At 63.0% G+C, this 16,501-nt stretch carries 17 protein-coding genes; 6 read left to right on the top strand and 11 right to left on the bottom strand.

Features of this window, described 5'->3' with window-relative positions:
• Positions 1–18: 18 nt before the first annotated feature.
• Both IRI77_RS14065 and IRI77_RS14060 read left to right on the top strand, forming a co-directional pair.
• The gene (locus IRI77_RS14065; protein WP_194452674.1) at positions 19–2,538 is read left to right on the top strand and encodes a PSD1 and planctomycete cytochrome C domain-containing protein; all 2,520 of its coding nucleotides are present in this window, start codon (positions 19–21) and stop codon (positions 2,536–2,538) included.
• A 5-nt stretch (positions 2,539–2,543) separates the two neighbouring features.
• The gene (locus IRI77_RS14060) at positions 2,544–3,986 is read left to right on the top strand and encodes a DUF1501 domain-containing protein (RefSeq protein WP_194452673.1); all 1,443 of its coding nucleotides are present in this window, start codon (positions 2,544–2,546) and stop codon (positions 3,984–3,986) included.
• Positions 3,987–4,211: 225 nt separating this feature from the next.
• On the opposite strand, the gene IRI77_RS14055 is transcribed toward IRI77_RS14060, so the two are convergent.
• The 9 genes from IRI77_RS14055 to IRI77_RS14015 all read right to left on the bottom strand — a co-directional run bounded on the left by IRI77_RS14055 (position 4,212) and on the right by IRI77_RS14015 (position 11,117).
• Positions 4,212–4,664 (bottom strand): DUF6265 family protein, encoded by a 453-nt coding sequence (locus IRI77_RS14055; protein ID WP_194452672.1) that lies wholly within the window; start codon positions 4,662–4,664, stop codon positions 4,212–4,214.
• 53 nt (positions 4,665–4,717) lie between these two features.
• Positions 4,718–5,500, bottom strand: a complete 783-nt coding sequence (locus IRI77_RS14050) for a helix-turn-helix transcriptional regulator (RefSeq protein WP_194452671.1) — start codon at positions 5,498–5,500, stop codon at positions 4,718–4,720.
• 27 nt (positions 5,501–5,527) lie between these two features.
• Positions 5,528–6,325: a tRNA (N6-threonylcarbamoyladenosine(37)-N6)-methyltransferase TrmO gene (gene tsaA / locus IRI77_RS14045; protein ID WP_194452670.1), complete on the bottom strand. Its 798-nt coding sequence runs from the start codon at positions 6,323–6,325 to the stop codon at positions 5,528–5,530.
• A 1-nt stretch (position 6,326) separates the two neighbouring features.
• The gene (locus tag IRI77_RS14040) at positions 6,327–6,620 is read right to left on the bottom strand and encodes a BON domain-containing protein (RefSeq protein WP_194452669.1); all 294 of its coding nucleotides are present in this window, start codon (positions 6,618–6,620) and stop codon (positions 6,327–6,329) included.
• 4 nt (positions 6,621–6,624) lie between these two features.
• Complete coding sequence (era, locus tag IRI77_RS14035) at positions 6,625–7,593, bottom strand: GTPase Era (protein ID WP_194452668.1); 969 nt, start codon at positions 7,591–7,593, stop codon at positions 6,625–6,627.
• A 31-nt stretch (positions 7,594–7,624) separates the two neighbouring features.
• Positions 7,625–8,887 (bottom strand): hemolysin family protein, encoded by a 1,263-nt coding sequence (locus IRI77_RS14030; RefSeq protein ID WP_194452667.1) that lies wholly within the window; start codon positions 8,885–8,887, stop codon positions 7,625–7,627.
• Positions 8,884–9,342 carry an rRNA maturation RNase YbeY gene (gene ybeY, locus IRI77_RS14025; protein ID WP_194452666.1) on the bottom strand — a complete coding sequence of 153 codons (459 nt, stop codon included), beginning with the start codon at positions 9,340–9,342 and terminating at the stop codon, positions 8,884–8,886. Before ybeY ends, IRI77_RS14030 begins: the two co-directional genes overlap by 4 nt.
• Complete coding sequence (locus tag IRI77_RS14020; RefSeq protein WP_194452665.1) at positions 9,339–10,358, bottom strand: PhoH family protein; 1,020 nt, start codon at positions 10,356–10,358, stop codon at positions 9,339–9,341. Before IRI77_RS14020 ends, ybeY begins: the two co-directional genes overlap by 4 nt.
• Positions 10,359–10,493: 135 nt before the next feature.
• The gene (locus IRI77_RS14015; RefSeq protein ID WP_194452664.1) at positions 10,494–11,117 is read right to left on the bottom strand and encodes a sigma-70 family RNA polymerase sigma factor; all 624 of its coding nucleotides are present in this window, start codon (positions 11,115–11,117) and stop codon (positions 10,494–10,496) included.
• A gap of 193 nt (positions 11,118–11,310) precedes the next feature.
• Between IRI77_RS14015 and IRI77_RS14010 the strand changes: the two genes are divergently transcribed.
• The 4 genes from IRI77_RS14010 (at position 11,311) to IRI77_RS13995 (ending at position 14,483) form a co-directional block, all read left to right on the top strand.
• Positions 11,311–11,883 (top strand): helix-turn-helix domain-containing protein, encoded by a 573-nt coding sequence (locus IRI77_RS14010; protein WP_228486739.1) that lies wholly within the window; start codon positions 11,311–11,313, stop codon positions 11,881–11,883.
• 156 nt (positions 11,884–12,039) lie between these two features.
• Complete coding sequence (locus tag IRI77_RS14005; protein ID WP_194452663.1) at positions 12,040–12,264, top strand: hypothetical protein; 225 nt, start codon at positions 12,040–12,042, stop codon at positions 12,262–12,264.
• Positions 12,265–12,362: 98 nt separating this feature from the next.
• Entirely contained in the window at positions 12,363–12,590 is a 228-nt protein-coding gene (locus IRI77_RS14000) for a hypothetical protein (RefSeq protein ID WP_194452662.1), read from the top strand.
• Positions 12,591–12,659: 69 nt separating this feature from the next.
• On the top strand, positions 12,660–14,483 hold the full coding sequence (locus tag IRI77_RS13995; RefSeq protein ID WP_194452661.1) for a glycosyl transferase family protein: 1,824 nt from the start codon (positions 12,660–12,662) through the stop codon (positions 14,481–14,483).
• Between the two features lie 63 nt (positions 14,484–14,546).
• Here IRI77_RS13995 and IRI77_RS13990 read toward each other — a convergent pair whose 3' ends face one another.
• Positions 14,547–14,930, bottom strand: a complete 384-nt coding sequence (locus IRI77_RS13990; protein WP_194452660.1) for a helix-turn-helix transcriptional regulator — start codon at positions 14,928–14,930, stop codon at positions 14,547–14,549.
• Positions 14,931–15,116: 186 nt separating this feature from the next.
• Positions 15,117–16,280: a pyridoxal phosphate-dependent aminotransferase gene (locus tag IRI77_RS13985; protein ID WP_194452659.1), complete on the bottom strand. Its 1,164-nt coding sequence runs from the start codon at positions 16,278–16,280 to the stop codon at positions 15,117–15,119.
• Positions 16,281–16,501: the final 221 nt, after the last annotated feature.

Below are 16,501 nucleotides of genomic sequence, written 5' to 3'. Positions count from 1 at the left end.
GTATAGAATACAGAGCATATGAGGGGCGCCCGAATTCTATGGGCCGCCATTGTGGCGGCTGGTGCTGCGTCTGCCCAGACGAAGCCCGATTTCTCAGCGGACATACAGCCGGTCTTCGCCCGCAAATGCCTGATGTGCCATAACGGCAAAACAGCGCAGAACGGCGTGCGTTTGGATGACGGCGACGCGGCCATGGCGGGGGGCTACTCGGGTCCTGTCATCGTGGCCGGAAAGAGCGGCGAATCCAAGCTTTTCCAGCGTATTGCGAGTACCAAGAAGGGCTTCATGATGCCGCCCGTGGGCGCGCCCCTGACCGAAGCCGAAGTGGCCATCGTGAAGTCGTGGATCGACGCCGGCGCCGAGTGGCCGCGCACGGCGAAAACCGCGAAAGCAGCCCGGCCCGCTCATTGGGCGTACCAGCCCATCCGCCATCCCGACCTGCCGGATGTCCGCAACCGGACCTGGGCCCGCAACCCGATAGATAGCTTCGTGTTGGCCCGCCTGGAGGCTGAGAACCTCACGCCCTCGCCCGAAGCTTCCAAAACAAGCCTGCTGCGCCGCGTGTCGCTAGACCTCACCGGCCTGCCTCCTACGCCGGAAGAGGTGAAGGAGTTCCTGGCCGACAATCGCCCCGACGCCTACGAGCGCCAGGTGGACCGCCTGCTGGCCTCCTCCCACTACGGGGAAGAACGCGCAAAGCATTGGCTCGACCTCGCTCGCTATGCCGACAGCGATGGCTATGAGAAGGACGTGGTCCGCCCCTACGCCTGGCGCTGGCGGAACTATGTAATCGACTCCTTCAACCGCGATACGCCGTTCGACCAGTTCACCATCGAGCAACTGGCCGGCGATCTGCTGCCCCGCCCGCAAACTGAGCAACTGGTCGCCACCGGCTTCCAGCGCAACTCGCTCACCAATCGCGAGGGCGGCGTCGATCGCAAGGAGAACCGTTTCGACCAGTTGATCAACCGCACCAATACGGCCAGCACGGTCTGGCTGGGCCTGACGATGGGCTGCGCCCAGTGCCACGACCACAAGTACGACGCCATCAGCCAAAAAGAGTATTACTCGATGTTCGCCTTCTTCAACCGCGCCGATGAGGTGGACATCGACGCGCCCATGCCCGGAGAGCTGGGCTCGTGGATGCGCTCGCGTCCGGCTTACCTCGAAGAGGTGGCGTCACTGAAGAAGATCTATGACGTCGACGAGCTCCAGACCGAGTGGGAAAACTACATGCGGGCCGCCATGGACAACCCTGGCAAGGATCTCGAATGGGACTTCTCGCTCTCGGCCGTCATCACCATGTTCGACCGCTTCCAGGAGATCCTCAAGACTCCTCCGGCCCAGCGCAGCGAGCGCGATGCCGATGCCGTCTTCCACTGGTTCATCGCCAACACCGGGCCGCTGAAGGATCGCGATCGCGATCGCCTGATGGGGATCCGCGACCTGCGCCGCCGCATCGCCCGGCTGGACGAACGCCAGCCCAAGCTGACCGAAGCCAATGTGATGGCCGAACTGGCCGCGCCGCAGCCCGCGCACGTCGCCATCAAGGGCGACTACCGCTCGCCCGGCGTCGAAGTGGAGCCCGGGACGCTGGCCGCGCTGCCGCCGATGCCCGCCGGCGCGCCCAGGAACCGCCTCACCCTGGCTCGCTGGCTGGTCTCGAAGGAGAATCCGCTCACTGCGCGCGTCACCGTCAACCGGCTCTGGCAGGATGTCTTCGGCCGCGGCCTGGTGAAGACATCAGAAGACTTTGGCACCCAGGGCGACAAGCCGTCGCATCCTGAACTGCTCGACTGGCTGGCCAGCGACTTCCGCGACAACGGCTGGAGCGTCAAACACGCGCTGCGCACCATCGTCACCTCGGCCACTTACCGGCAGAGCTCGCGCGTGCGGCCCGAGTTGAAGGAGAAGGATCCCGAGAACATCCTGCTCGCCCGGCAGTCCCGCGTGCGGCTGGAAGCGGAGAGCATTCGCGACTCCGCCCTGGCGGCCAGCGGCCTGCTGAATCCCGACATCGGCGGACCCAGCGTGCATCCGCCGCAGCCCAAGGGTGTAGCCGAGCTCGGCTATGCCGGCAGCGTGAAATGGGTGAACGATGAGGACGCGAAGCGCTACCGGCGCGGCCTGTACATCCACTTCCAGCGCACGACTCCTTACCCGATGCTGATGAATTTCGACCGGCCGGATTCGAACGTCTCGTGCTCGCGCCGCCGCCAGTCGAACTCGCCGCTGCAGGCGCTGAACCTGATGAACGACCCCGTCTTCTACGAGGCCGCCCAGGCGCTGGCCCTGCGGGTCAACCAGGAAGCGCAGCCCGAGAAACGCATCGACTACCTGTTCGCGCTCACTCTGGGCCGCGATCCTTCCGCCCGCGAACGGGAGCGCGTCCAGAAGCTGGTCGACCAGCAGGCCACCTCGCTGGCCAAGGATCAGGCGCAGGCCGCGGCCCTGCTGCCGCTGAAACCGCAGAACGCCGCCTGGACCACCGCCGCCCGGGCCGTGCTGAATCTCGAAGAGTTCATTACCAGGGAGTAGCCACCATGATTCGCGACGAAAACGACTTTCGAGCCCTGCGCGACCGCCGGCGATTCCTGAGGGAAGTCGGCTGCGGCATTGGAACGATGGGCCTGGCCCACCTGCTGGGCGCGGAAGGCCGCGCGGCCTCGGGTCCGGCTGACAACCCGCTGCTGCCCAAGCTGCCTCCGCTGCCCGCCAAGGCCAAGAACGTCATCTTCATGTTCATGGAAGGCGCGCCCAGCCAGATGGATCTGTTCGATCCCAAACCGGGCCTGCAGAAGATCAGCGGCCAGACGCTGCCGGAGTCGCTCACCTCGCAGCTCCGCCTGGCGTTCATCAAGAAAGACGCCAAGGTGCTGGCGAGCCCGCGCACGTTCAAGCCCTACGGCCAGTCGGGCATCGAGTACTCCGACTACATCCCGAACATCGCTTCCTGCGCCGACGACATCTGCCTGGTGCGGTCGATGTACACCGACGCGTTCAACCATCATCCGGGCCAGTTGCTGCTGTTCACGGGCTCCATCCAGATCGGCCGGCCCACCATTGGGGCGTGGTCGCTCTACGGCCTGGGCAGCGAGTCGAAGAACCTGCCGGGTTTCGTGGTGCTCACCTCGGGTGTCGGAACCAGCGGCGGCGCGTCGAACTTCTCCAGCGGCTTCCTGCCCTCGCACTACCAGGGCACCGTGCTGCGCAACTCAGGCGATCCGGTGCTGTACCTGTCGAATCCGGAGGGCGTGGCGGCCCAGACGCAACGGGCCACACTGGACGCCATCCGCGACCTGAACCAGGAGCACATGGAAGAGACGGGCGATCCGGAGATCGCCTCGCGCATCGCCAGCTATGAGCTGGGCTACCGCATGCAGAGCGCGGCTCCGGAGATGGCTGACCTTTCCCAGGAGCCGGCCCACATCCGCGAGATGTACGGCATCGACGATCCCAAGACCAAGCAGTTCGGCACCAACTGCCTGATGGCGCGGCGCCTGGTGGAGCGCGGCGTGCGCTTCGTGCTGATGATGCACGCATCGTGGGATCAGCACACCTACCTGAACCGCGACCTCAAGAAGAACTGCGACATCTCGGACAAGCCCACGGCGGCGCTCATCAAGGACCTGAAGCAGCGCGGGTTGCTGGACTCGACGCTGATCGTGTGGGGCGGGGAATTCGGACGCACGCCAATGGTGGAGATCCGCAATACCCAGGATCCGGAGAACGCCGGACGTGACCACCATCCGCTGGCCTACTCGATGTTCATGGCCGGAGGCGGCATCAAGGGCGGGCAGGTGATCGGCAAGACCGACGACATCGGCTTCAATATCGTGGAGGACAAGGTCCACGTCCACGATCTGCAAGCGACGATCATGAACCGCCTGGGCTTTGACCACACCAAGCTCACCTACCGACACATGGGCCGCGATTTCCGGCTCACGGACGTGGAGGGCGAGGTGGTCAAGAAGATGTTGGCATAGCCTTCCGGCGCCCGATTCCGCTGCAAGCGCTAGTCAGTTCGCGCCTGTAAATATTTTTTCATGAGCCCTGATCTGTTTCTCTTTTGGAACGCGCATATCTAAGTGAGCGTCAAGAGGGAGTAAGGAAATGAGCACCATGAAAGAGATGATTCGGGACCTCGTGATTGTCTCGGCCATCGGCGGATTGCTGAGTGGCTGGGTCATCTCCAGGGTTCTGGGGCTGGGCTAACGGGCTTCGCAGCGCGTGCGCTGCATGGGGAAGTCGACGGCCTGTTGTTTGCCGTTGCGGGCGCCTTCGATCCGGGCAAACAGGCCATCGGGGGTCCGGCGGTAGAGGATCCGCTGGGGGAAATCGTGGGCCAGGTTTTCAAACACCACTTCATCCCCGGATTGTTTGATCAGTGTAAACGCCACCGGCGCCTGGGCAGAGCCGATGCGCGGCGTATAAGTGACCGCACCCTGTTTGGTTTCGATCCGCATAAACTCGTGAAACACGGTCTTGTCCTGCTTCACGGTTCGCGATAACCCCAACATCATGCCGCCCACGGGCAGGGTCCATTGCTCGTCGACCCGGACAGGGCCGCCCTGCGAACTCCAGCAGCCGGCCATCCAGTCGAGTTGATTCGCGTCCGCTCCGAAGAGCGCGGCGGGCAGCAGAAGCAGCAGCAGTTTTCGCATAAGCAGTAGTCTAGCGGCCCGCGCGTGGGCCGCATTGGAAAAATGCGACATTTTCAGCGGTCCGGCCGCGCGAGATGTTCTCCCATACCGGGGAGGCTCTCTACCAGCCGGGCAGGAGGCGCGCCCGCCAGGGACAGATAATCGCTGTTCATGTGGGCCTGGTCGAAGTAACCCGCTTCGGCTGCGATGCGCGCCCAGTTCCACCCCGGATGCAGCCGCCGCAGGTGCAGGCTGTGCTGCATCCGGCGGATCCGGGTCCAGCTCTTCGGCGACAGTCCGACTTGAGCCTGGAAGAGCCGTTCCAACTGCCTGCGGCTGCAGCCGGCCTGCCGGGCGATCTCCTCCACACGCAGACGCGGTTGCCGCAGCGCCGCCTCCACCATCGCCGGGACCGGTTTGCGCAGGCGAGCCGGCAGGAAACGATCCGCGACCGCGATCCGTTCCGCCGTGCCGCGCGCATTGCCGAGTAGCTCGCCGAGTTGAGCCCCCCAGACATCGTCGAGCGGCAGGATGTGGCCTGTAGTTTCGGCCTGATGCCAGCCGGTGAGCATCCAGGCTCCGGCCGGCCGGAAGCGGATGCCGAAGACCCTCAGGCGCGGACCGGGTTGTAACAGGACGCTCGATTCCATCTGGCCGATCCAGAGTCCGCGGGGTTGCCGGGCGGCCGTTCCACCGCTCAGGAGACGCTGCGGAGGGTCGGCGAGATGAAAGACGGCTTCGCAATGCCCGTCGGGCAGGATGGGTTGCACGGACCCGTCGCCGGATCCTTCCAGGCTCCAGTAGCAGTCCACGGCGGCAGACAGAGCCGGGCTGGGCCGGTGCTCTTCGTAGCGCATCAACTGAATATTAACTGGAAAATCGGGTCATGAAGCGGCGAACAGCGTTTCCTCGGGCGCATTCAGCACCGTGTCCGCGTCGGCTGTCTCCGGGACGATCAGACGGTAGGAGACACCGCCCACCTGGACCGAACCCGAGGGTCCAAACTGCAGGCTGCCGCGGCCGGGCGTCGAGCGGGTGATGCCCATGAGTCCGTCCAGGAGGACAGGCCGGTCGATGGGTGCGGTGACGGGATACTGGCCCGGATCGCTCAATTCGAAGCGGGTCGCCCGGTAGTGTTCGATGATCCGCACCGCCAGCGCCAGGTCGCCTTTGCGCTGCCCGTGAAACTGGACGGCCTGGGTCATCAGGGAATCGCGCAGGTCTGCGCGGGTGCGGGCCTGGCCCAACTGGCCGTAGTTGGCCGAGAAGATGAGGTCGCGCGTGGCGAGATAAGGCTTGATGTCCAGCACCGGCGTGCCATCCATGAAGTCGAGCCGGTCGAGCCGGAGCGTCAGGCCATCGATGGCGATCACGCGGGCGGCGGTCAGGCCGATGGGATTGGGCCGCGCGGGCGAGCGCACGGCAAAGACGCCGTGCAGGCCGCTGGGGCTGCGATCGAGGCAGCCGCGCGGGATCACCTGCAGGACGTGCCGTTCCTCCCGGCCCTGGCCCAGCCAGCCGAAGATCCAGAGATGCGAGTGCTTCTCGATCTTCAGCAGGGCATCGGCGTATTCCGGCAGGATTTCGACGGCGGCCGAGGCGCCCCAGGTGGGCATGGCTTTCCTGTCCAGGACTTCAGACCGGACATAGCCCACGGGGCGGACGGCGAACTCAGCACTCACGCTAAGCTCCGCGGGGTTTGATGACCAGCTCGTTGACCACGCCTTTGACACCCTTTACCTTTTTGGTGATGCGCTCGGCCTTGGCCTTTAGCTTGTCGTTCTCCACTGAGCCTTTGATGGTCACAGTCCCTTGCTTCACTTCCACAGTCAGCGTGCCGCCCTTCACATCAGGATCGTTCGCCAGTTTGCGAAGGACTGCATTGTAGATGGTGTCGTCGTTGACCTTGTCGTCAGCAAAGACGGCGACCGACTGGAAGAGGAAGAAAAAGACGAGAAACAGGGATAGGATTCGCATGTCGCTACTCCCCCTCATTATCCTCTGAAACCGGAGAGGTGGAGGCCTCTCCTCCGATCATTGCGCGCCAGTCGAGCTCCTTCAGGAACGATTCGTTTTCGCGCCACTTCGGATTCACTTTGACGAACAGCGTGAGGAAGACCTTTTTCTCGAGCAGTTTCTCAATCTCGAGACGCGCTTCGGTGGCGATCTCCTTCATGAGCGCTCCGCGCGCGCCCAGGATGATGGCCTTCTGCCCGGGCCGTTCCACGTGGATGGTGGCGGAGATGCGGGTCAGTCGGCCCTCTTCCTTCCACTCGTCCACCAGCACCGCGACGGAGTGAGGCACCTCCTGCCGGGTGGTGAGCAGGATCTTCTCGCGAATGATCTCGGAGGCCATGAAGCGCTCCGGCTGATCGGTGATGTAGTCTTCCGGATAGTAGGCCGGGCCGACGGGCATCTGCTCGAGAATGGCGGCCTGCAGCGCTTCCAGCCCCTCGCCGGTCTCGGCGGAGATGGGGAAGTATTCGGTGAACTCGCGCAGCTTGCTGTAGGCCTCGATCACCGGCAGCAGGTCGTTCTTCTTTTCGATCAGGTCGATCTTGTTGAACAGGGCGAACACCTTGGTGTTGGTGTCCTTGATCAGTTCCAGCGACTTCTCGTCTTCGGGGCCCGGGCGCCGCGTACCGTCGATGAGGTACAGCAGCAGGTCGCGCTCTTCCAGCGCCTCTTTGATGGATTCCATCATGCGGCGGTTGAAGATGGTGTCCGCCTCGTGAATGCCCGGAGTGTCGACGAAGACGATCTGCGCCTCGGGCAGCGTCATCACCCCCTGCACCGTGGTGCGGGTGGTCTGCGGCTTGTCGGCGACAATCGAAAGTTTTGTGCCCAGCAGGGCATTCAGCAGCGTCGACTTGCCGGCATTCGGCCGGCCCAGGATCGACACGAAGCCGGAACGGTGTTTCTGTTTGCTCTTACTTCTGTTCTTACTCATGCAATCTCTGCCTCGCGCACGGGAGGCTGTTTCAGGCGGTTTCCACTTCGGGATCCGTCACCGGATCAGCGGCCCGGATCCTGACTTTGTCGACCCGGAAATCGTCCGCGGCCAGGATTTCGATCTTCAGACCGTCCTGTTCCACTATAGTGCCGACCGCGGGTACGGCTCCGTACCATTCGCTGGCCAGGCCGCCCACGGTGGTCGACTGGATGCCCTCGCCGGGGCGGTAGCCGAAGTATTCCTGCAGGTGATCGACGTCGAACGAGCCGGAGACGGTGATGGAGCCATCGTTGCCGCGCTCCACGTCGTGTTGCGGTTCGTGCTCGTCGCGGATCTCGCCGAAGACCTCTTCGACGAGGTCTTCCATGGTGGCCAGGCCGGCGACGCTGCCGTACTCGTCCACGACATAGACGATGTGGATGCCGCGCTCCTGCATCTCGCGCAGCAGTTTGGGCACCGGCTTCATCTCGGGCACGGGTTGGAGCTCGCGGATGAGATCGCGCAGGGTCTTCGTCTTGCGCTGCTCGTCGTCCAGCTCATACAGGTCGCGCACGTGCACGAAGCCGATGATGTGGTCGATGTCGCCTTCGAAGACCGGGATGCGCGAGAACTGCTGTTCCTTGACCAGTTTGCGGAGGGCCTGCAGGGGTTCCGACGCCTCGATGGCGACAATCTCGCGGCGCGGCGTCATCACTTCCAACACCCGCTTGTCGCCGAACGCGACGACATTCTGGATGAGGCGGGAGTCTTCCTTCTCGATGATGCCTTCTTCTTCGCCGGCGGAGATGAGCGCCTCAATCTCTTCGGACGGGTCCTGCTTCTCTTCGTTGGAGTCGGGCTCGCTCAACTCGAAGACGGACTGCAGGAACCCCAGGAACGCCGTCAGCGGTTTGAACAGCAGGGCCAGGAACAACAGCAGCGGCACCAGCGGCAGGGCCCAGTGGCCGGAGGAGCGGCGGTAAAGCGCCTGCGGAATGATGTAGCTGGCGATCATCATCACCAGCCAGCCGACCACAAAGCCTTCCAGCAGGCCTTTCCAGTCCTCGCCGCGTGTGGCGGCGGCGGCTACGAAGGCCGAACCGGAGAAGACCAGCAGGCTGTGCTTGATCAGAGAGTAGACGAAAGCGCCCTGCTCGGTCTCGTAGCCGAGTTTCGCCTGCAACGTCTCTTTGAAGTAGCCCAGCGACTCAAATTCGCGAGTACGCAGGCGGAGCGATTCCAGGTAGAGCACCTGGATGAAGCTCACCAGGCAGAGCGCGCAGGAGAGGATGAACGCCAGCAGGAAGATCACTGCTTTGCCCTCTGGCGGCTGGCGCGTTCGATCAGGCCCGTGGGCAGACCGAGCTTTTGCCGCCACTTGGCTTCGAGGCGGCGCATCTGGCCTTTGTCGGTCTCATGGTCGTGGCCCAGCAGGTGGAGCAGGCCGTGCAGCAGCAGGATGCGGATCTCGGTGGGCGTGTCGTGGCCGTGTTCGGCGGCCTGGGCGGCGGCGCGATCGGCGGAGATGGCGATGTCGCCCAGCGGCCCGGCCGGACTGTCGGAAGGGAAGGAGAGGACGTCGGTGGCGTAATCCTGGCCGCGAAACTCGTGGTTGAGCCGCCGCAGTTCCTCGTCGCCGGTGACCAGGGCGCAATACGAGCGGCCGGGAGCGAGATTCTCCAGCAGTTCCCAAGCGTACTTCTGGAGTGCACGGCGTTGGAGGCCGCGCGCCCGCGTCTCGAAGATCAATAAAGGCTCAGGGCTCATGCGCCGGGCTTCGGCTCTTCGGGCGGCACCTGACCGTCAGCCAGCTTCAGGGACAATTGACGGCCCGTGCCATTCTGTTCACCGAATTTTTCGTAAGCTTTTACGATGCGCTGCACCAAGGGGTTCCGCACCACGTCGCGCTCGTCGAAATACAGGAAACCGGCGCCTTCCAGGCCGCGGAGCACTTCCAGGGCCTCGCTCAGCCCGCAGCGGCGTCCCGGGGGAAGGTCGATTTGCGTCAAGTCACCGGTCACAACCATCTTGGAATTGAAACCCTGCCGCGTCAGAAACATCTTCATCTGTTCCGCGGTGCAGTTCTGGGCTTCGTCGAGAATGATGAAACTGTCGTTTAGGGTACGGCCGCGCATGAAGGCCAGCGGAGCAACTTCAATCACGTTGCGCTCCAGCGACTTCTCCACGCGTTCCGTGTCCAGCATGTCGAAGAGGGCATCGTACAGCGGGCGAAGATAGGGGTCTATCTTTTCCTGGAGGGTGCCGGGCAGAAAGCCCAGGCGTTCGCCTGCTTCCACCGCCGGACGAGTGAGTATGATGCGCGTCACCTGTTTGTTGAGCAGGGCCGAGACCGCCATCGCCACGGCAAGGTAGGTCTTGCCGGTGCCCGCCGGACCGATGCCGAACACAAGGTCATTGCGTTCGATCATGTCCAGATAGGCGCGCTGGTTGGGGGTCTTGGGGTTGATGCGCTTCTTGCCGAAATTGCGGGACTTGCCGCTGTCGGACAGCATTTTGAGGCTGGCCGTCGAGTCGGAGACCAGGATCTTGAGGAAGCTGTTGACGTCCTCGCCCGAGAGTTTGGTGCCGCCCTCCATCAGGGCGACGTACTCTTTGATGATCTGCTCGGCGCGGGCCACCTGCGCGTCGTCGCCATCGATCTCGAACGCATCGTGGGTGAGGCGCGTGGTGACGGAGAGGCCCGACTCCAGCAGACGAATGTTCTCGTCTCGGGTACCGAAGAAGGACTCGAGGCCGCGGATGAGGGGGACGCGGGCTTTCATCGAAGGATGCGGAAGCTTCCGCGCAAGGCCCGGACTGGCATTCTGCCCCAATATAGCACTATCCAGTAATTCAAGGAATGACTGTGCGGGCAGGAAACTCCGCCGGATGGTGAATTATCAGTTACTTCCAGGCGGCTAAGCCGTCAGAGTGGCGGCGCCCTGGCGGCCGCAGTGGCGGTGGAGGCGGACGCGCAGTTCCTGCCGGGCGCGCAGCAGCCGGCTCTTGGCCGCGGCGACCGTGATGCCCAGTTTCCCGGCTACTTCATCCATGGATAACTCCTGCACTTCCCGCAGGATAAAGACATCCCGCAGGAGCGTGGGGATTTTGCGGATTTCCTCGCGCAGGACCGCGCCGATCTCGGTTTTGGCCAGCGCCGACTCCGGCGTCAGGGCTTGGTCGGGCAAATCGAGGGTCACCGTCTCCTCGCCGTCGAGCCCGTCGTCCAGGTACATTACCCGCATGCGGCGTTCCTTGCGCAGGCGCATCAGGCATTCGTTCACCACGATGCGCGAAAGCCACGTGGAAAACTTCGCATCCTGCTGAAACTGCCCGATATGTTCGTAGGCCTTCCAGAACGCGTTCTGGACCTCGTCCTCGGCATTCGTTTCGTCGCGCAGGACCGAGAACGCCATGCGCTTGGCAAGGGGGGTGTGCCTCTCAATTAGTTCGGTGAAGGCCTGGTTGTCGCCGCGCTGGGCGAGAGCGACCAGTGTGCTGTCAGGAACGCCGGCAAAGACGGGATTGTAGATTCGATCCAAGCTGGGCCCTCAATCTGGTGGGTTCGAGCTGGACTGCGGCCCGGCCACCAACTCCAAGCTAACAGGAGTTGCGGTGTGATTGTGTGTATCGCTAAAATGAACTTCAGTGGAAATAAACAGAGTGGTCGAGGATTCAGTTCCGATAAAACAAGATTCAGCATCCACTGAGACGGGGCCCGAAACGGTTCAACGGGTGCTCTCCTCTTACGATCTGGGCCGCAAGCTGCGGCACCTGCGCCTGAGGAAGAAGATCGGTCTCGTGGATCTGGGCAAGCATACGGGCTTGTCGGCCTCCATGCTTTCGCAGTTGGAGAACGGCAAGCTGGTGCCGACGCTGCCGACCCTGGCGCGCATTGCCATGGTCTTCGATGTGGGGCTGGACCATTTTTTTACGAATCGGACGAAGCGGTCGCTGTGCTCGGTGATCCGGGCTGGTGAGCGGATGCGGTTCCCTGACCGGGCGGATGCTCCCTCGCCGGCGTGGTTCTTCGAGTGCCTTGCCTTCTCAACGCAGGAGAAGAGCCTGCAGGCCTATCTGGCGACGATTGAACCGCGCGAGCGGGAGCATGTCATCGACCATGTGCACGACGGGGCGGAGTTCCTGTACGTGCTGAATGGCTCCTTGGCGATCACGTATGCGGAGGAAGAGATCCAGATGAAGCAGGGCGACAGTGCCTACTTCGACGGGTCGCAGCCGCATGGATACCGGGCGCTGGGCACGGCGCCGGCTACGGCGATCGTGGTGACGACCCCGCCGCGGCTGTAGGTGGCCAACTGTAGAGAAATCATTCATACCGAATTCAAGGGATGCCCAGCGCCCCCAATCCACATTAGGAACCGGTTGACCCCGGTTCGCGTCTTGTAAAGCGGTGATATATTGGGGGTGCTGCGACCAGCGGCACTATTAAGGAGATTCAGGTCTATGAAGGCTATTCGGTTGATTCTACCCGCCGCCACGCTTGTGGCCGCGTTCCTCGCCACCAGTGGCATTTCTTTCGCGACGAAGGAGATGGCCGGCAAGGAAAAGAAGCCCTGCGTTACGTGCCACGAGAAGGGCAAGGCTCCGACGAAGGAAGCGCCGCTTCTGAACGAAGTTGGAAAATTCTACAAGGAAAAGAAGACCCTCGAGGGTGCACCGAAGAAGTAACGGGCCTGGTCTGGTGTGTGAGGCCGGCTGGATCGGCCTTGGGCGAAATGTTAAAATCCGCGTGGACCGCTTGCCGCGGCCATACTTAGGAGATTGAAATGAAAGCACTCCGTCTGATTCTGCCGGCTGCCACGCTTGTGGCCGCCATCTTTGCCACCATGGGCGTCTCTTCCGCTACTCCGGTTTACCAAAAGAAGGAAAAGAAGCCCTGCGCAACCTGTCATGAGAAGGGTGCGAAGCCCACCAAGGACGCTCCCGCCCTGACAGAAGTAGGCAAGTACTATCACGAGAAGAAGACCTTGGAAGGCGCCCCGGCCGCCAAGTAGCTCTTTTTCGAAGTGGCGGTTGCGAAATAGGTAAGAGATTTCGGGCCCTTCCGGCACTAGTTGGGAGAAGTGCCTGAGATTCTGAACGTGTGGCTTAGCTCTGTAGACCAGGGTCTGGCCCGTCTCGCCGCCGCCACTCTGCTTCCGCTTGGCCTGTATCTGCTCGCCAGTGGGCTGGACGATCTCGTCCTGGATGCCTGCTGGCTGTGGCGCAAGTTGCTGCGCTCCGCCCCGCTGGTCCCCCCTGTTCCCGCTGATCCGTCCATCGCCGTTTACATTCCCCTGTGGCAGGAAGCCGAAGTGATTGGTCCGATGCTGGACCACAACCTGTCGGCGATCGACTACCGGAACTACGAGGTGTTTGTCGGGGTGTACAGGAACGACGCCGCCACACGCGCGGCCGTCCTGGCCCTCGCCGCGCGGCACCATCGGGTTCACCTGGCCGAGGTCCCGCACGACGGTCCGACTTCCAAGGCGGATTGCCTCAACTGGATCCGGCAGCGAATGCTGCTGCACGAGGATCAGCAGGACTGCCGGTTCGACCTGGTGGTGATGCACGACGCCGAGGATCTCATTCATCCCCAGTCGTTCCGCCGCATCGGCCAGTACTCCGCCACATACGACATGATCCAGGTGCCGGTGCTGGCGCTGCCCACCGGAGTGCTTGAGTGGACGCACGGCGTCTACTGCGACGATTTCGCTGAAAGCCAGGGGAAAGATCTGGAGACGCGCGTCATGTTGGGCGGATTCCTGCCCGGATGTGGCGTGGGAACCGCTTTCCGGCGGGAGGCGCTGGACAAACTGGCGGAGGCGAGCCAGAACTGCATCTTCAACCCCACTTCCCTGACGGAGGATTACGACAACGGGCTACGCATGTTCCGGTTGGGTTGCAGGCAGGTCATGCTGCCCCTGGAGCAGGCCAGTGGTACTCTCCTAGCCACCAGGGAGTACTTCCCCCGCAGCTCGGCCCAGGCGATGCGCCAGCGCTGCCGCTGGGTGACCGGCAACGCGCTGCAATCGTGGGAGCGCTTCGGGTGGGGAAGGGACCTGCCCGGCAAGTGGACGCAACGCTGGTTTCTGTGGCGCGATCGCAAGGGAATCTGGGGTAACCCGTTGAGCCTGCTGTGCAATCTGCTGCTGGCCTACGGTGTCGCCTCGTGGTGCGGCAACACGCTGGCCCATCGGGCGTGGCCCTTGCGGCTGCTGGTGCATTCCACGCCGGGCATGCTGGGCCTGTTGATGGTGAACGCGTCGCTGCTGGTGGCCCGGTTGACGGTCCGCATGGCGGCCGTCGCGCGCATTTATGGCTTCGGATTCGCGCTGGGCGTGCCGGCCAGGATGCTGTGGGGCAACTGGATTAATACGGGCGCGACGGTGTCGGCGCTGAGGTTGTGGGTGCGGCACTACTGGACGAGCGAGCCGCTGCGCTGGCTGAAGACGGAGCACTTCTACCCCAGCAGGGAGGCGCTGATGCCGCACAAGCGGCGGCTGGGGGAGCTGCTGGTGAGCATGGGCGATTGTTCGCAGGCGGATATCAACATGGCCCTGACCACGCGCCCGTCTGGCACGCTGCTGGGTAACTACCTGGTGGAACTCGGGTTACTGACGGAGGCCCGGCTGTACCAGGTGCTGGGCATTCAACAATGCCTGCCGCTGGCGGAGATCCACGCCCCCACGCTCACACCCCGGGTCGCCCGGTCGCTGCCGCAGAAGGTGATGCGGGACTGGGGCGTACTGCCTTTCCGGATTCAGGACGGTGCCCTGGACGTCGCTTCCCCGCGCATTCCGAATGACGAAATGCATGTGTCGCTACAGCGCTTTACGCGTCTGCAGATCCGGTTTCACCTGGTCACCCCGACGGCGCTCAAGACGCTGCACAAGGAGTTCCTGTAGGCACGGCCTGACGGGGGCGCGCCGATACCTTACCGGGTGGAGAAGGATATGGGACCGCGCCGGTTAGGAGGGCAGGGCTTGAGCCGCCTGCAGGAGTCTCCGCACCAGCGTCGCCTGTGTCCGCACGCCCGCCTTATGATAGAGGCGCTTCAGATAAGTGCGCACAGTATGAATGGTGATGCCAAGCGCCTGCGCTGCTTCCGCGGGCGACTTGCCATTCATCATCTGCTCAGCCAACCGCATCTCCGCTTTCGTGAAGCGGAAGGTGGCTTCCAGCGCGGCGGACGCAGTGAGCTGCCGCCGGGCAGGATCGACGATGGCCACGGCCCGATAGGTAGGCGTAGGCGAACCATTGACCAATGGTGTCGCCCACGCCAGTAACGGAGCCTGGCCGGCGGACCGTTCGATCTGCACCAAACCGCCCGCCCGATCTTCCGAGTCAGGCAAGCTGAGAATTCTTCTTTCGATGTAAATCCCGTCCGGCGTGGCAAGCAGGTCCCGCGCCAGCGAATTCATAGCCGAAATTTGACCGTCAAGGCCGATGAGGACCAATCCGAGGAGTTCCACGCATGTATTAGCGCAGAAATGTCTCGGTTTGGGACATGTTTAACATGTGAATTCGCGTATCTTCGCCTAAGTGGAGGCAAAGAAACGGCGAATTTTATCCGCAGCCTCTCTGAGGTTATCCATTGAGTTGGCGTAGCTGAACCGGATGTAACCCTCCCCGAAGGCCCCAAAGGCCGTTCCGCTCAGGCAGGCGACCCCCTCTTGTTCGAGCAGGGCGTCGGCCAGCGGCTTGGATTTCCAGCCGGTGCCCTCGATGTTGGGGAAGGCGTAGAAGGCTCCTTCCGGCATCGGACAGCGGAAACCGGGGATCGTATTCAGCTCCTGGACGAAGACGTCGCGGCGGCGGCGGAACTCGGCGATCATCTCCTCGGCGGGTTCCTGGGGTCCGTTCAAGGCGGCGATGCCGGCGCGCTGGGTGAAGCTGGCGGTACAGGAATTGGAGTTCACCATGAGTTTGTTCACGGCGTCGACCAGCATCGGCGGCATCACCCCATACCCCATGCGCCAACCGGTCATGGCGTAGGTCTTGGAGAAACCGTCGAGGATGATGGTCTTCTCCAGCATGCCGGGGAACGTCGAGATGGAGACAACTTCCCGCCCGTAGCTCATGCGGCTATAGATCTCGTCCGAGAGCACGATGACGTCCCGGTCGCGCAGCATTTCGGCGATGGCGGCGATGTCTTCCTTGGGGATCACACCGCCGGTCGGGTTGGCGGGCGAATTCAGGATCACCATTTTCGTGCGATCGGACAGTTTCTCCCGGAAGAGGTCCAGGTTGAAGCTGAAGCCGCGGCTTTCGACGAGGGGCATCGGCACGGCGACGCCGCCCAGGTAGTTGATCATCGACTCGTAGATGGGGAACGAGGGGTTGGGGTAGATCACCTCGTCGCCCGGGTCGATTAAAGCCATCATTGGAAAGAAGATAATCGGCTTTCCGCCGGGCACGACGCAGACGCGTTCGGGGCCGACCTCGATCCCGCGGGTACGGGAAACATAGCTGGCGATGGCGGTGCGCAATTCGGGCTGGCCCTGCGTGGGGCCGTAGTGGGTCCACCCCTCGTCCAGCGCCTGTTTGGCCGCTTCGACGATGTGGCTGGGGGTGGCGAAATCAGGCTCCCCTATTTCCAGATGGATGATGTGTTTGCCCTGGGCTTCGAGGCCCCGGGCGCGCACAAGTACTTCGAACGCGGTTTCGATGCCGATCCGCGTCATGCTTGCTGCTAACTTCATGAAGGCGCCTTTCTTGTCCGGCCGGACGGGGGCCGGAGAAGCGAAAAAGTATAGATAGAATCCGGACCCGGCGGATCGAGGCGCGTCAAACTGGGCGCTTCCCTCGGCGTGGCCGGTCTCATACAATCACAGAATAGCGCCGATAGAAAGACTTGCACGGCCGGCGGGCTCCCAGCGTCAGACATTTCAGCGGAGCCCATGCAGATACCGGCCCTCAGTCT

This window comes from Paludibaculum fermentans, from assembly GCF_015277775.1.
Classification (GTDB): domain Bacteria; phylum Acidobacteriota; class Terriglobia; order Bryobacterales; family Bryobacteraceae; genus Paludibaculum; species Paludibaculum fermentans.
Note: the sequence above shows the minus strand (reverse complement) of the source record. Positions and strands in the feature narration are given on the sequence as shown.

Coding starts and splice junctions, on each gene's coding strand:
- era (WP_194452668.1), bottom strand. CDS start 7,593: ATGAGTAAGAACAGAAGTAAGAGCAAACAGAAACACCGTTCCGGCTTC.
- IRI77_RS14040 (WP_194452669.1), bottom strand. CDS start 6,620: ATGCGAATCCTATCCCTGTTTCTCGTCTTTTTCTTCCTCTTCCAGTCG.
- IRI77_RS14005 (WP_194452663.1), top strand. CDS start 12,040: ATGAAGGCTATTCGGTTGATTCTACCCGCCGCCACGCTTGTGGCCGCG.
- IRI77_RS14000 (WP_194452662.1), top strand. CDS start 12,363: ATGAAAGCACTCCGTCTGATTCTGCCGGCTGCCACGCTTGTGGCCGCC.
- IRI77_RS13985 (WP_194452659.1), bottom strand. CDS start 16,280: ATGAAGTTAGCAGCAAGCATGACGCGGATCGGCATCGAAACCGCGTTC.
- IRI77_RS14065 (WP_194452674.1), top strand. CDS start 19: ATGAGGGGCGCCCGAATTCTATGGGCCGCCATTGTGGCGGCTGGTGCT.
- IRI77_RS14060 (WP_194452673.1), top strand. CDS start 2,544: ATGATTCGCGACGAAAACGACTTTCGAGCCCTGCGCGACCGCCGGCGA.
- ybeY (WP_194452666.1), bottom strand. CDS start 9,342: ATGAGCCCTGAGCCTTTATTGATCTTCGAGACGCGGGCGCGCGGCCTC.
- IRI77_RS14050 (WP_194452671.1), bottom strand. CDS start 5,500: ATGCGCTACGAAGAGCACCGGCCCAGCCCGGCTCTGTCTGCCGCCGTG.
- IRI77_RS14055 (WP_194452672.1), bottom strand. CDS start 4,664: ATGCGAAAACTGCTGCTGCTTCTGCTGCCCGCCGCGCTCTTCGGAGCG.
- IRI77_RS14020 (WP_194452665.1), bottom strand. CDS start 10,358: ATGAAAGCCCGCGTCCCCCTCATCCGCGGCCTCGAGTCCTTCTTCGGT.